Genomic DNA, 15,144 nt, shown 5'->3' with positions numbered 1-15,144 from the left:
CGTGCGCATCGGCCTCACCTACGATTTGCGTCAGGAATACCTCGATATGGGCTTCGGCGAGGAAGAGACCGCCGAGTTCGACAGCGAAATGACCATTGCCGCCATCGAAAGCACGCTGCAGGACCTGGGTCACGAAACCGTGCGCATCGGCCGCCTCGGCGAACTGATGCGGCGCATCCTTGCCGGTGAACGGTGGGATCTGGTGTTCAATATCGCCGAAGGCCTTTACGGTATCGGCCGCGAAGCGCAGGTTCCGGCCCTGCTCGACGCCTTCGGCATCCCCTACACCTTTTCCGATCCCCTGGTTATGGCGCTGACCCTCCACAAGGGCATGACCAAGCGCGTGCTGCGCGATTTGGGACTCCCGACGCCGAACTTTTGCGAAATCACCGCCGCCGCAGAGATCCAAAGCGTTCACTTGACCTATCCGCTGTTTGCCAAGCCGATCGCCGAAGGTACCGGCAAAGGCATCTCGGCGGCATCGAAAATTCTCGACGCGAGGCAGCTGGAAGAGGTCTGCCTGCGTCTGTTGCGGGATTTCCGCCAAGCGGTGCTGGTGGAAGAGTTCCTGCCCGGCCGCGAGTTTACCGTCGGCATTGCCGGAACCGGCGCCGACGCGCGGGTCCTCGGCGTGATGGAAGTTCTCTTTCAGCAAGGCGCCGAAAACGACGCCTACGGCTACGGCAACAAAAAGGACTGGGTGGATCGCGTGCGTTACGTCCAAGCCGACGATACGGCGGCCAAACAGGCTGCGGAAACGGCGCTGGCGGCCTGGCGCGGCCTCGGCTGCCGCGACGCCGGACGCATCGACATGCGCCTCGACCGCAACGGCATCCCCAATCTGATCGAAATCAATCCGCTTGCCGGACTGCGGCCCGAATATTCGGACCTGCCGCTGCTGTGCAGCCTCCACGGCATCTCCTACCGCGAACTGATCGCCATGATCCTTGAAAGCGCCGCAAAGCGAATGTCCGCCGCCGGAGGCTTTGCGTGACGGCCGTTGTTCTTTATAACGCCGTGTCAAAAGATTCTGCGCCGGACGAGCAGGATGTGCTGGTGGAAGCTGCCGCCGTCTCTGCGGCGCTGCAGGAATTGGGGTTTGCCGTCGAGCTTCTTGCCGCGGCGACAAGCCTCGATCGTCTGCGAGGCGATCTTTTGCAGCTCAAGCCGACGCTGATTTTCAACCTCGTCGAAGCCTTTTGCGGCCGCAGCCGCGACGCCTACCGTGTCGCCGAACTGCTGGAAGACCTCGGTATGCCCTTTACAGGCGGCTCCGCACGCGGCATTCACCTGACGACCGACAAACCGAGAGCCAAAACCCTGCTGCGCCGCGCCGGTCTGCCGACGCCGGATTGGACGACGACTTTGCCGAAGGACGGCCGGCTGCCCTTTGATCCGCCTTTTATCCTGAAACCGGCAAAAGAAGACGCTTCGATCGGCATCGATGCGGCGGCCGTCTGCCGCAACAAGGAGGAATTGGCCGCCGAACTGCAGCGCCGCCAAGACCGCCGAAGAGTCTATTTTATCGAGCAATTCATCGACGGCCGCGAATTCAACGTCTCTTTGCTTATAAACGGCAGAACCTTCGAGGTCCTGCCGCCGGCGGAGATCCGCTTCGTCGATTATCCGCCCGACAAGCCGCGCATCGTCGATTATGCCGCCAAGTGGACTGAGGATTCCTTTGAATACCGCCACACCGTGCGCTCCTTCGACTTTGCCGGCAATGACGAGGTTCTTCTTGCTCAGCTTAATGAACTCGCCGTCCGCGCCGCCGAACTGTTCGAAAACCGCGGTTACCTGCGCGTGGACTTGCGCGTCGACACCGAGAACCGGCCGTGGATCCTTGAGATCAACGTCAACCCCTGCATCTCGCCCGACGCCGGCTTTGCCGCCGCTGCAGCCCGAGCCGGTCTCAGCTACGCGCAGCTGATCGGCCGCATCGTCGAAAACGCTTTTCAGGCGTCTTTTCCTAACCGCCGACCGTCTTGTACCTTGCCCGAGGTTTCCGATTCCGCATCAATTGTACCCCGTCCTGGTTTTCCGGGCCGGGCTGAAAACAGAGAAAGATGATGATGAACCCCCCTCTTGTCTCGTTCCGCCGCACTGTCCTGCCGCAGGATCGCGAATCCGTGCGCGAAATCGTCCAATCCGCCGGTTTCTTTTATCCCGCCGAAGTCTTGATCGCCGTAGAATTGGTGAATGAGCGGTTGGAAAAGGGCGAAGCCTCCGGCTACCATTTCATTTTTGCCGAAATCGACGGCAAGACGGTCGGCTATGCCTGCTACGGCCCCATTCCCTGCACAATGGCTTCCTGGGATCTCTATTGGATTGCAGTCCATCAAAAGGTACGCGGCCAAGGAATCGGCAAAGCGCTGCTGCGCGAATGTGAAGCGGCGGTGCGGCAGGCCGGCGGCAAACGTCTCTACATTGAAACCTCGGGCCGCGAGCTCTATGCGCCGACGCGCGCCTTTTACTTGGCGAACGGCTGCATCCTGGAAGCAACGCTCAAGGATTTCTATGCGCCGGGGGATGACAAGTGCATTTTCGTCAAGGTTCTTTAGGCGCTCTGCAGAAAGGCTTCCCGTACCTGTTCGGCAATGGCCTTGGCCAAAAGCGGCGGCACGGCGTTGCCGATCTGACGGGCGATCTCGGCTTTTGACCCCATAAAGACGAACTCATCGGGAAAACTTTGGAGCCGCGCCGCTTCGCGGTGAGTGATCGGCCGATGCTGCTCGGGATGCAGATAACGCCCTTTTTCCGGCTTGTAGAATTCGGTGCGGATGGTCACCGACGGCCGATCCCACCAGAGCCTGCCGAAAACGTCGACGCCGCCCGAAGGCTTGTCGCGCCAGCAGCGCGGCGTCAGATCGGGCCGGTTGCGCTGCAGATCGAAGCGGTTGCCGCCTTCCGGAACCGCCCGATAGCGTTCGAGGCTTTCCGGCGTCGGCGTGCGGCGCACGTGCAGGTTCAAAGGCGGCGGCCCGCCGATCTCGGTCGATACCGGCTCCGGCAGATCAGCGATCGCCTGGCGCACCGTGCGCCACGGTAAGAGCCCGTTTATCTTGGCAAGCGCCGGATCGCCGTGCGTCGGCAGCGGCAGCTCGATCGGCATCCGCTTGGCGGCAAGAATAATCGCCCGACGCCGGCGCTGCGGCACGCCGTAATCAGCGGCATCGAGCACCGCGGCGCGGATGAAATCAAACCCCATTCGCCGCATCTCCTCCTTCAGGAGATGATACTCTGCAGAGGAGAGAAGCTGCGGCACGTTTTCCATAACGATCACCTCGGCACCGCAGCGATCGACCGCCGCTAAAAACGGCCGCCACAGCGCCTGCCGAGGATCCCCCGCCCGCTTGCGATTGAGCAGCGAAAACCCCTGGCAGGGCGGTCCGCCGATCACCACCTCGGCTGCAGGCAGCGGCAAACCGTTGCGCAATAGTGCCTCGAGATCGCCGAGCACCGAATGCTCTCCCCGAGGATCGAAATTGGCGCGATAAGAAGCCATCGCGGCGGCGTCGATGTCGTCGGCAAAAACCGGCGTAAAGGCGCCGGTCTGCACGAATCCCAACGTCATGCCGCCGCAGCCGCAAAACAGATCGATCAGCCGCAACACGGCTCCCTGCCTTTCAGCAATTCAAGCTTACCAATGGTTGGTGCGGATGAGCTCGATCAGTTCGTCGACGTAGGCAAAGGCCAACGCCACAACCGTGTCCGCCGCGCCGTAATAGATCGCCAGCCGCCCGCTATCGGGATCGCAGAGCGTGGCGCAGGGGAACACGACGTTCGGTACATCGCCGACGCATTCGTAAAGAGTGCGCGGATTGAGAATGTAGGGTTTGGCGCGGGCGATCACCTTCCACGGCTGATCGAGATCCAGCAAAGCGACACCGGCGCTGTAGACAAAGCCGCTGCACGACTGCAGCACGCCGTGGTAAATCAGCAGCCAGCCTTCGGAGGTTTCGATCGGCACCGGCCCGCCGCCGATTTTGGTGTACTGCCAGGAATTGCCGATCGTGCCCATCACCCAGCGATGATTGCCCCAATAGCGCATGTCCGGGCTCTCGCTGTAATAGATGTCGCCGAAGGGCGTGTGGCCGTTGTCGGAAGGCCGACTGAGCATGGCATAGTTGCCGCGGATGCGGCGCGGAAAGAGCACGCCGTTGCGGTTGAAGGGCAGAAAAGCATTTTCCTGTTGATGAAAGGTCTCGAAATCCTTGGTCCACGCAAGTCCGATGGTCGGGCCGTGGTACCAGTTGCACCAACTGACCCAAAAGCGGTCTTCGATCCAGACCACGCGCGGATCGTAACCGTAGACAAAGTTGCCGATCTCCGGATCGTCGCACTGAAAACGAATCGGCTGCGGATCGATACGCCAGTTGAGCGCATCTTTGCTGAAGCCGCGATGCAGCTTCATTTCGCGCGTCGTATTGTCGACGCGGAACACGCCGGCAAACTCGCCCTTGAACGGCACCACGGCGCTGTTGAAAATGCTGTTGGAAAAGGGCAGCGCATCGCGCGGGATAACCGGATTTTTGCTGTAGCGCCAGACGATCTCCGAACTGCCTTGCGGCCGCTCCTCCCAAGGCATGTTGGGCAAAGGGGGAAGATTTTTAATGACTGCTTTCATCTGCTCCTCACGTTTTAATATTCGACCTTTTGCCCCCTCGTAAGAGTGAATTGCTCCCGACGACAGGCGGCTAAAGAATATGAGGATTATCCGCCAAGCCGCGGACTCGGCTTCCGATGCCTGTCGTTAGCATAAAAAGCTCAACGCCATATTCCGCGCCTTTGACTAATATCCGGGCGCCGTTTCGTTCGGCAGCGCGGTGTTCGCCCCGCCTTGAAAGCGCCTTTTGGCCTCCTCGAGAATGGCGGCCGTCGCCGTGGCGCCGACGCGGGTCACTCCCAACGCCTTGACGCGCAGCAGGTCATCGAGCGTCCGCACGCCGCCTGCCGCTTTGACCTGCACCTTGGGATCGCAGTGTTCGCGCATCAGCTTGAGATCGTGATCCGTGGCGCCGAAATAGTGATAGTGACCGTCCTCGGCCTTGACAAAACCATAGCCGGTGGACGTCTTGACGAAATCGACGCCCAGCCGACTGCAGATTCGGCAAAGGGTAATCTTGTATTCGTCATCGGGCAGAAAATCGTTCTCGAAAATTACCTTGAGCAGCGCCTTGCGGCGACGGCACGCATCCAGCACCGCGCCGATCTCCTGCTCGACATAATCCCAATCTTGACTCAGCACCTTGCCGATGTTGACGACCATGTCGATCTCCGTCGCGCCGTCCAGACAGGCGCGCTCGGTCTCGGCGACCTTGACCTCGACCGTCGAATTGCCGTGCGGAAAACCGATGACCGTCCCCACCGCGACATCGCTCCCCTTTAACCACTGCGCCGCCTGTTTGACCGCGTACGGCTTGATGCACACCGACGCCACATGATACTTGGCCGCCAAAGCGCACCCCTCTTTGAGCTGCTTGTCCGTCAGGGTCGGATGCAGCAGCGAGTGATCGATCATTTTAGCCAGTTCTGCAACGTTTTCCATTTTCCTCCCTCAAAGATTCTTCTTTCCTCGACAAAATATAGTCAAATTGCGGTGAAAAGCCAAGCGCTCCCTTGCCGAGACTTCCGAACCAACGTCTCCTCTCCCGTGCCGTTTCTGCCGACTTTCAGCAGATTGCCGTCAACGCCGCATCATGAGAAAGCGTTTCTCGCTTGAAGATTGCCTTGCGATTGTTTATTTTACTAAACCAAGGCGCTCTGCAGTGCGGTTCGGCAGGGTCGGCCAATGACCAAAAATGCGGGAAATAACTGTCCTTCGAGCAAGGATCTCTTGAAGAAAGGAGTCCTACGATGCGTAGCAAAGGGTTAGCTCTGTTGTTGCTGTCGGTTGCCCTGATCGGCTGCAGCCGTACAGCGGAGGAAAAATTCGTCGTCAAGCGCGGCGTCAACATCTCGCATTGGCTGTCGCAGAGCGACCGCCGCGGCGAAGCGCGACGCGCCTGGTTTACGGAAAAGGACGTACAATTCCTGGCCGGACTCGGTCTCGACCATCTGCGCATCCCCATCGATGAGGAACAGATGTGGGACGAGCAGGGTAACCAGGAAGCCGAGGCCTTTGCGCTGCTCAACAGCGGTCTCGACTGGTGCGCCAAGTACAAGCTGCGCGCCGTCGTCGACCTGCACATCCTCCGCTCGCACCATTTCATAGCTGCAGAGAAACCTCTTTGGACACAGCCCGAGGCGCAGGAGCGCTTTCTGCAATGCTGGCGGGAACTCTCCGATGCGCTGAAAAACCGGCCGGTGAGCATGGTCGCTTATGAGCTGATGAACGAACCGGTCGCCGACGATCCCGAGGACTGGAACAAGCTCGTCGCGCGCGCCGTTGCCGTGGTGCGCGAGCGGGAACCGAAGCGCGTCATCGTCATCGGCTCCAACCGCTGGCAAAGCGTCGACACTTTCGACCGGCTCCGCGTGCCGGAAAACGACCCCAACATCCTCCTCAGCTTTCACTTTTATGAGCCGCTGGCCTTTACCCACTACAAGGCGAGTTGGGCGCACATCCGCGATTACACCGGACCGGTGCGGTATCCGGGCGTAACCGTGACGCAGGAAGACCTGGCGCCGTTTCCGCCCGAACTGCAGGAGATCATGAAGCCTTACGTCCGCCAATTCGATCGCGGAACCATTATCGAGATGATCCAGAAGCCGCTGGCGCTGGCCAAACAGACCGGCCTGCCGCTTTACTGCGGCGAATGGGGATGCCTACCGACCGTTCCCCAAGCCGACCGCCTCGCCTGGTATCGCGATGTCCGCTCGGTGCTGGAAGAAAACGGCATCGGCTGGGCCAACTGGGACTATAAAGGCAGCTTTGCGATTGTAGACGCAAACGGCAATCCCCATAACGAACTCATCCAAGTGCTCTATAAATAACCTCATCTCGACGAAAGGGAAGCGCTGATCGGCTCTGCGCAATCGAGGCGCTTCCCTTTTGTCGGCGGAGGCGAATGGCCGCGCGTTGCCGCCTCAAATAAACCGCTCCGTCTTTAAAAACATCAGCGAAAAAAATACAACAATCCCGATCCTACTTGAGTACCGCGGAACGACTAACCGGAAAAGCTGATACGAAATGAAAAACCTGTTGCAGCGCTTTGTTCTGACCGCCGTTCTTCTTCCGGCGTTGATTTTACGTATTTGGAAGATCGAAGACCGACTGCCCTACGTCTATCACCCGGACGAGCCGCGTTGGGTCCAAATCAGCCAGGCTATTTTCAAGACCGGTGACCTCAATCCGCACTTTTTCAATTACCCTTCCATGCTCTTTTACGTCAACGCCGCCGCCTACGTGCCCTACTACTGGATCGGCAAAGCAATCGGTAAATTTGCAAGTCCGCAGGACATTTTGCCCGCCCGCAATCAGGTCATGGGAAGCTATTTCGTGCCCTACCCGAGCACAATGATCATGGGCCGACTCATTACGGCCCTGTTCAGCCTGGCAACCGTAATGCTGGTTTATTTTCTCGGCAAACGGCTCGACGGGCCGGCCGTCGGACTGCTCGCCGCCCTGTTGCTTGCCGTCGAGCCGACCCATATCGACAATTCCCGCATCGTCGGCCCGGATGTGCTGATGACTTTTTTCTGCGTCGCAGCACTTGCTTTTTCACTGCGGATCCTCGAACGCGGCCGGTTGCGCGATTATCTCGCCGCCGGTTCGGCCGTCGGCTTGGCCGCCGCCGCCAAGTACAACGCCCTGCCGATTGCCGCCCTCATTCCTGTCGCCCATGCTCTGCACCGGGATCGACCGCTCCTTGATCGCCGACTCGCATATGCGCCTCTTGCCGGCATCGCCATGTTTCTCCTCATTGTGCCCTTTGCCGTATTCGATTTTCGCACATTCATCAGAAAAGTCCTTTTTGAGGCTTCCCACTACAGCCGTGCCGGCCATCCGGGAATGGAGGGAAAGGCGCTGTTCTGGTACCTGCATTATATGGCAAAAACCGGCGCCCTCATTTACCTCTTTGCCGCTTTACAGATCCTGCGCGGCATTCGGCAGCGGCACCGCGGGGTCATCCTCCTGTCGGCGTTCCCCCTCATTTATTTTGCCTTCATCAGCCTGATGAAAGTCCGCAACGACCGCACCTTTCTGCCGATCATCCCCTTTGCGGCGCTCCTGGCGGCCCAATTGATCCTTTGGCTGCATCACGAAATTCGACAGCGCACAAAGAGCAAATTCTCCTTCGCCGCGCTTTTTTTGGCGCTGCTCGCTCTCCTGCAGCCGCTGCGAATTACCCATCGCGATCTCTCGGCACGTCTGCAGCCGGACAGCCGCGACCTTGCGCGCGAATGGGTTTACGCCCATGTTCCGCAGGGAAGCAAAATCGCCCTGGAATCCTACTCCCCCTACATCGACCCGCAACGCTATCAGGTCCAAGGTTTTCGCGCCTTGATCGAGCAGCCGCCCGACGCCTTTCTTGAGCAAGGTTTCCAAGTCCTCATCTTCAGCCGGGGAATGTACGGCCGCTTCTTTCGCGAGCCGCAGCGCTATGCGGATGAAATAGCCCGTTACCGGGCTTTGTTCGACCGTTTTCCCCTCCTGCAGAGCTTTAACGGCGGCGGCTACGAGGTGCGCATCCACCGAGTAGTTCCGTAAAAGATCCGACAAATCCTGGCCGCGCGCTATCCGCATTCCGTATTAAGGCAAAAAGGTTTTGCGGAAAAACCGAAATCTTGCTATAATCTTTCAGCATTCCGTGCCGTGCCGGAGCGCGGCGAGAGCCGAAAATCCGACGACGTCCCGGAAGGCGATCATGCCCTTTACCCTTGACTCTCACAAACAAGGAACGATCGTGAACCCGGGAAGCATTGTCCGTTGCCGCAACCGCTATTGGGTACTCCTTCCCCATTCGGATCCCAACCTCTATGCTCTGCGCCCGCTCACCGGCGCAGTGGACGAAACCCTCATCCTGGACAAGGAGCTGACAAATCTTATCGGCTCCAGCCTACCCGACGAGCGTCCTACGCCCGCGCAGTTTCCCCTGCCGACGCCGAATGACATTTCCGATGCAGTCGGCGCCGAATTGCTGTGGCAGGCGGCGCGCTTGACCTTGCGCGAAGGCGCCTCTCCCCTCCGCTCGCTCGGACGCATCTCCATCCGGCCGCGCACTTACCAGTTCGTACCGCTCCTCATGGCGCTGCGGCTCGATCCGGTAAGAATGTTGATCGCCGATGACGTAGGCGTAGGCAAAACCATCGAAGCGCTGCTCATCGCCCGCGAACTGTGGGAGCGCGGCGAAATCCGCCGCCTGGCCGTGCTTTGTCCGCCGTATCTTTGCGACCAGTGGCAGAGGGAACTGGCGGAGAAATTCAACTTTCACGAGGCAGTGGTCATTCGTTCCGGCACGGTGGGACAGTTGGAGCGCAACAAGCCGCCCACCCGCACCCTTTACGAGCATTATCCGGTGCAGGTCATCAGCATCGACTGGGTAAAGAGCGACCGCAACCGCCGAGCTTTTCTGCTCCACGCGCCGGAACTGATCATCGTGGACGAGGCGCACGGCGCAGCCATGGCGATAAACCAAAATCAGCAACAGCGTCACAAGTTTCTGCAGCTGGTCGCCCAAGACCCGAACCGTCATCTCATCCTGCTCACCGCCACCCCGCACAGCGGCATCGAATCGGCTTTTCGCTCCCTGCTCGGCTTACTCGAGCCGCGCTTTGCAACGTGGGATGTGAACGAGTTGAGCGAAAATCATTTGGTGGAATTGGCGCGCCGTTTCGTTCAACGTACCCGCGCCGACATCGAACACGAGTGGGAAGGCGAATCCTGCTTCCCCAAACGACTGACCGAAGATCAGACCTATCGACTTTCACCCGCTTACCGCCTTCTATTTGACAAAGCCTACGCCTTTTGCGCCGACATCGTACGCACCGGTAACACGCTGGAGGAGCGCAAACGCCGCGTGCGCTACTGGGGCGCTTTGGCGCTGTTGCGCTGCGTCATGTCCAGCCCGGCGGCGGCTTTGACGGCGCTGGAGGTAAGACATGGGAGAGCGGGAGAGGGGGAGAAAGAAGGGAAATGGGAGAAAGGAGAAGAGGGAATAGAGGACGAGATTGATTTTCGAAGGTTTGTCTTCGAATCCGATAGCGACCGCACCGATGACGAGCAGCCGACCCCGCCCATCGAGGAGGCCGAAGCCGATCTGGCCGATTCCGAGCGCCGTAAACTGCGCGAACTGGGCAAATTGGCCGCCGCCATCCTGGAACAAGGGCACGATACGAAACTGGAAGGCTTGATCCGGACCGTCACCAGACTGCTCAGCGAGGGCTTTCATCCCATCATCTGGTGCCGCTATGTGGCCACCGCCGAGTATGTGGCGGATGCGCTGCAAAAGCGCCTGGCGGAGGAATACCCCAACGCCCAAGTCGTCTGCATCACCGGCCGGCAGGCGGACGAGGAACGCCGCGCGCGCATCGAAGAGATTTCGCCCGACCGCCCTCGCGTGCTGGCGGCGACCGACTGCCTTTCCGAGGGCATCAATCTGCAGGAAAAGTTCACCGCCGCCGTTCACTACGACCTGCCGTGGAACCCCAACCGCCTCGAACAGCGCGAGGGACGCGTGGACCGCTACGGCCAGCCCGCCGAACAGGTGCGCGTCATTCGCTACTACGGCGCCGACAACCCGATGGACGGCGTGGTGCTGGATGTGCTCCTGAACAAAGCCCGCGAGATTCACAAAGCCCTCGGCACGCACGTTCCGGTGCCCGAAGAGAGCGAAAGCGTCACCGAGGCGGTGCTGAACGCTCTGTTTTTGCGCGGCGGCTACAAAACGCACGGGGGACAACTGAACCTGGACTTGGCGGACAGCGTCATCAGCCTCCATCATCAATGGGAGCGCGACGCCGAGCGCGAGCGCATCACCCGCACGCGCTTTGCCCAGCGCGCCCTCAAACCCGAAGAGGTGAAGCGGGAACTGGAAGCCGCCGACGCCGTTCTGGGCGACCCGGAGGCGGTGCGCGTCTTTGTGCAGGAGGCGGCGCAGCGCCTGGGGATGGGGCTCAAGAGAGAGGGGAAGAAGGGAGAAGTTGAAAAGAGGAGAGGGGGAGAGGTTTGGGTGATAGATGTTTCGCCGGCGGCTACGAGGGGATTGCCGGAGGCTGTCCGGTTTGCCCTGCCGCAGCGCAAAGACGGATTCTGGCGGATTGCCTTTACCTCGCCCACGCCGGAAGGCGCCGAGTACCTGGGCCGCAACCACCCCTTTGTGGCCGCGCTGGCGCGCTTCCTGCTCGAAGAGGCGCTCACCAAAGGCGGGTCGGCGCGCGCAGCCCGCGGCGGCGTCATCGCCACCCGCGCCGTAGCAGAAAAAACCGTCCTCCTGCTGCTGCGGGTACGCTATCTCGTCCATATTCCCGATCAGGCGCCGCTCTTTTCGGAAGAGGTGCGCGTCCTGGGCTGCCGCGGCGACGCCGAGCACCCCGACTGGCTGCCCGAAGCCGAGACCCTGCGCCTGCTGGCCGAAGCCCAGCCCGACGCCAACCTGCCGCTGGCAAAGAAGAAAGAAATCCTGGAAGCGGCGCTCAAGGCCTACCCTGCGCTGGAGCCGCACCTGCGCCCGCCCATCGAAGCCCGTGCCCGCGACCTGACCGAAGCTCATAAACGAATCCGCAAGGCGATGCGCCTGCGCGTGCAGGAATTGACCGTCGAAGCGCAGTGGCCGGTGGATGTGCTGGGAGTGCTGGTGATGGAGGGGGTGAAAGGGGGATAGGGGAGAAGGGAGAAGGGAGAGGGGAGAAAAGAGAGAAGGGAAAGAGAAAGGGAAAACAGGAGAGAAGAGAAAAAAAGAGGGGGAGAAAGAGATGGGGGAGCCGATAAATTCGTTTCGCGATTTAAAGGTTTGGCAAAAGGCAATGGATACTGCAATGGAAATTTTTGCATTGACGCTGACTTTTCCAAGAGAAGAAAAATATTCGCTGAGCGACCAAATTCGACGATCTTCGCGTTCGGTAGCCGCCAACATTGCTGAAGCCTGGCGCAAACGCCGCTATCCTGCTCACTGGATCAGCAAACTCAGCGACTCGGAAGCCGAGGCCGCGGAAACTCAAACTCATTTGGAATTTGCCCTGCGCTGCCGCTACATTGACCAGGCCGCCGCAGATCGCCTGAACGCCCGTTACGAGGAGATTCTTGCCATGCTCGCCGAGATGGCTGCTCACCCTGACCAATGGAGGCTCAAATAACCATGTCTTCTCTCCCTTCTTCCCCTCTCCCTTCTTCCATCTCCCCTCAATCGCTCAGAATCGAAGGCGGCCTCTTCAGCCCCGACCTGCTCGAAGCCTTGAGCCGCGCCGATCTGCCCGGACAAAAACCCGCGGATTTCGGTCTTTCCCCGCGCCGCGCCCTGACCGATGAAATCGCCGCCGTCTATCACGACGCCCGCGCCCTGCGGCAGGTCTTTCTGCACCGCCTGGAGCGCCTGCCCGAAGGCGACCCCGCCACCTCAGAAACCCGCGAACTGTGGATGATCCCCTTCCTGCGCCTTTTGGGCTACGAACTGCAATACCAACCGCGCGCCGTCGAGCTGGACGGACTCACCTTCTCCATCTCTCACCTCCTCTCCCCTCTCCCCTCTTCCCCTCTCCCCTCTTCCCTTCTCCCTTCTTCCCTTCTCCCTTCTTCCCCTCTCCCTTCTTCCCTCTCTTCCACCCCCATCCACATCGTCGGCTGCCGACAGGAACTGGGGAAAACCGCCCCCTCGGGCCGACCGCGACTCTCGCCGCATGCCCTCGTCCAAGAGTACCTCAACCGCTCCGAAGCCCTGTGGGGACTCGTCACCAACGGCCGCACCCTGCGCCTGCTGCGCAATTCAACCTATATCCGCCGCCAAGCATACGTCGAGTTCGACCTGGAAAACCTCTTTGAAGAAGAGCGCTTTGCCGATTTCGTCCTCCTCTACCGCCTGCTGCACCGCACGCGCCTGCCGAAAGACGGCCAACCCGAAGAGTGCCTGCTCGAGCAGTATTACCAATACTCCCTGGAACAAGGCGGACGCGTCCGCGAACACCTGCGCGAAGGCGTGGAACGCTGCCTTGAGATCCTCGCCAACGGCTTCTTGACTCATCCCGAAAATGAAACGCTCAGGCAAACACTCAACACGGGTATGCAGGGGAACTCCCATTCTCCCCTCTCCCCTCTTTCTCCTCCTCTCTCGCCTCTAAAGCTCTACCAAAACCTCCTCCGCCTCGTCTACCGCTTCCTCTTTCTGCTCGTCTCCGAAGAGCGCGGCCTGATGGGACATAATCCGCTCTATCTCGAAAGTTACGGCATTACCCGCCTTCGCCGCCTGACCGAAAACCGCGCCGCCTATACCGACGACACCGACCTCTGCCAGGGACTGCGCGCCCTATGGTTGATCTTTCAAAAAGAGGAATGGGCCGCCAGGCTCGGCGTGCCGCCGCTCAACGGCGAACTCTTTGCCGAAAATGAACTGGACGCTGCCCTGATCACCAACCGCGACCTCCTCGAGGCCTTCCGGCACCTGGCCTTTTACGACGACCCGCCCCGGCGCGTCAATTACGCCGCCCTGGATACCGAAGAGCTCGGCTCGGTCTATGAGAGCCTGCTCGACTACCACCCGACCGTCACCTTTGACTCGCTCGGCAGACCGCGTTTCGAACTCGCCCCCGGCTCGGAGCGCAAATCCACCGGCTCGTACTACACCCCGCCGCAACTGGTAAGCGAACTGATCCGCAGCGCCCTGGAACCGGTTATTGCAGAACGTTTGGAGGAAGCGAGGAAGGGAGAGGGAAGAAGGGAGAAAGGAGAGGGAAGAAGGGAGAAAGGAGAGGGAAGAGGGGAGAAGGGAGATGCTGAATGGGAAAAAGTAAATGAAAAAGCGGAGCAACGGCAAGGAACCTCCTCTTTCCCTCTTCCTTCTCCCTTCTTTCTTGAACACGCCCTCCTCTCCATCAAAGTCTGCGACCCGGCTTGCGGCTCCGGGCACTTTCTGCTGGCTGCCGCCCGTCGCCTGGGCAAGGAACTGGCGCGGGTGCGCACCGGCGAGGACGAACCCGCCCCCGAACAGGTGCGCCTCGCCGTCCGCGACGTGGTCGCCCACTGCATTTACGGCGTGGACAAGAACCCGCTCGCCGTCGAACTGGCGCGCGTGGCCCTCTGGCTGGAAAGCCACGCCGAGGGCAAGCCGCTTACCTTCCTGGACCACCGCATCAAGTGCGGCGATTCGCTGGTCGGCGTCTTGGACTTGAACGTCCTGCAGAACGGCATCCCGGACGAGGCCTACAAGCCGCTTTCCGGTGACGACCGCGACACCGCCCGCCTCGCCGCGCAGAGCAACCGCAACGCCTTGAACCGGCGCGATCAAGGCGAACTGGCTTTCGATGCCGACCAATCCTTTGAAACCGAATTGGAAATCTTTGCCCTGGAAAGCAGCGAGCTGGCGAACATTCCGCAGGACTCGCTCGAGCGGGTGCAGAAAATGGCCGAAATCCACCGCGGCATGCACGGCGCCGGCAGCGTCTACGACCGCCTGAAAAAAGCCTGCGACCTGTGGACCGCCGCCTTTTTTACGCCGCTGACCCCCGACCATCGCGACCGCATCCCCACCAGCCGGCACCTCTTGGCCTGCCTGGAAAACCCCCGCACCGTCGACGGCCGCGTCCTCGGCTGGGCCGAAGCCCTGGCGCAGGAAAACCGCTTCTTCCACTGGCCGCTCGAGTTCCCGGAAGTCTTTTCCCCTCTCCCCTCCCCCTTCTCCCTTTCTGATAAGCCCGGCTTCGACGTCATCCTCGGCAACCCGCCTTTCATGGGTGGATTGAAAATCAGCGGGACCTTTGGTATGAAATATCGGCGGTACCTCGAATATGCTTATGACCCTTTTGGCGGCACGGCTGACCTGTGCGCCGCCTTCTTTCGCCGCGCCTTCAGCCTGCTCAAACCCGGCGGGCGGCTGGGAATGATTGCCACCAACACCCTCGGCCAAGGCGATACGCGCGAGAGCGGCCTGGCGGTGATTCTCAAACAGAACGGCGTCATTCACTTCGCCCAACGCTTCGTCAAATGGCCCGGTCAGGCCTCGGTCGAAGTCAACCTCGTCGCCCTCTCTCGTTCTCCTGTTCTCCATCGCTTCA

General features: G+C 60.3%; 11 protein-coding genes. 8 read left to right on the top strand and 3 right to left on the bottom strand.

Annotated features, from left to right (window positions below; translation table 11 throughout):
• The first annotated feature begins 1 nt into the window (after position 1).
• The 3 genes from ONB24_01040 to ONB24_01030 are packed head-to-tail and all read left to right on the top strand — an operon-like array spanning position 2 to position 2,561.
• A complete protein-coding gene (locus ONB24_01040) occupies positions 2–994 on the top strand; it encodes an ATP-grasp domain-containing protein (GenBank protein MDZ7314686.1) in 993 nt (330 codons plus the stop codon).
• Positions 991–2,070 carry an ATP-grasp domain-containing protein gene (locus ONB24_01035; GenBank protein MDZ7314685.1) on the top strand — a complete coding sequence of 360 codons (1,080 nt, stop codon included), beginning with the start codon at positions 991–993 and terminating at the stop codon, positions 2,068–2,070. The genes ONB24_01040 and ONB24_01035 overlap by 4 nt, the downstream gene beginning before the upstream one ends.
• Positions 2,067–2,561 (top strand): GNAT family N-acetyltransferase, encoded by a 495-nt coding sequence (locus tag ONB24_01030; GenBank protein ID MDZ7314684.1) that lies wholly within the window; start codon positions 2,067–2,069, stop codon positions 2,559–2,561. Before ONB24_01035 ends, ONB24_01030 begins: the two co-directional genes overlap by 4 nt.
• Here ONB24_01030 and ONB24_01025 read toward each other — a convergent pair.
• From ONB24_01025 to deoC, 3 genes are all read right to left on the bottom strand, one after another.
• On the bottom strand, positions 2,558–3,613 hold the full coding sequence (locus tag ONB24_01025) for a DNA cytosine methyltransferase (GenBank protein ID MDZ7314683.1): 1,056 nt from the start codon (positions 3,611–3,613) through the stop codon (positions 2,558–2,560). The genes ONB24_01030 and ONB24_01025 overlap by 4 nt on opposite strands.
• 27 nt (positions 3,614–3,640) lie before the next feature.
• A complete protein-coding gene (locus ONB24_01020) occupies positions 3,641–4,627 on the bottom strand; it encodes a glycoside hydrolase family 130 protein (protein MDZ7314682.1) in 987 nt (328 codons plus the stop codon).
• 165 nt (positions 4,628–4,792) lie between these two features.
• Positions 4,793–5,548: a deoxyribose-phosphate aldolase gene (gene deoC, locus ONB24_01015; protein MDZ7314681.1), complete on the bottom strand. Its 756-nt coding sequence runs from the start codon at positions 5,546–5,548 to the stop codon at positions 4,793–4,795.
• 308 nt (positions 5,549–5,856) lie between these two features.
• On the opposite strand from deoC, the gene ONB24_01010 reads away from it, so the two are divergent.
• The 5 genes from ONB24_01010 to ONB24_00990 all read left to right on the top strand — a co-directional run.
• Complete coding sequence (locus ONB24_01010; protein MDZ7314680.1) at positions 5,857–6,936, top strand: glycoside hydrolase family 5 protein; 1,080 nt, start codon at positions 5,857–5,859, stop codon at positions 6,934–6,936.
• A gap of 196 nt (positions 6,937–7,132) precedes the next feature.
• Entirely contained in the window at positions 7,133–8,653 is a 1,521-nt protein-coding gene (locus ONB24_01005) for a glycosyltransferase family 39 protein (protein ID MDZ7314679.1), read from the top strand.
• A 196-nt stretch (positions 8,654–8,849) separates the two neighbouring features.
• Positions 8,850–11,765 carry a DEAD/DEAH box helicase gene (locus ONB24_01000; GenBank protein ID MDZ7314678.1) on the top strand — a complete coding sequence of 972 codons (2,916 nt, stop codon included), beginning with the start codon at positions 8,850–8,852 and terminating at the stop codon, positions 11,763–11,765.
• 91 nt (positions 11,766–11,856) lie between these two features.
• Positions 11,857–12,237 carry a four helix bundle protein gene (locus ONB24_00995; GenBank protein MDZ7314677.1) on the top strand — a complete coding sequence of 127 codons (381 nt, stop codon included), beginning with the start codon at positions 11,857–11,859 and terminating at the stop codon, positions 12,235–12,237.
• Between the two features lie 2 nt (positions 12,238–12,239).
• A partial coding sequence (locus ONB24_00990) for a BREX-1 system adenine-specific DNA-methyltransferase PglX (protein ID MDZ7314676.1) occupies positions 12,240–15,144 on the top strand: 2,905 nt, incomplete at its 3' end.

The sequence above is a fragment of the candidate division KSB1 bacterium genome (assembly GCA_034505495.1).
Classification (GTDB): Bacteria; Zhuqueibacterota; Zhuqueibacteria; order Residuimicrobiales; family Krinioviventaceae; genus Fontimicrobium_A.
The sequence above is the reverse complement of the archived record's forward strand: the minus strand, read 5'-3'. Positions and strand labels throughout refer to the sequence as shown.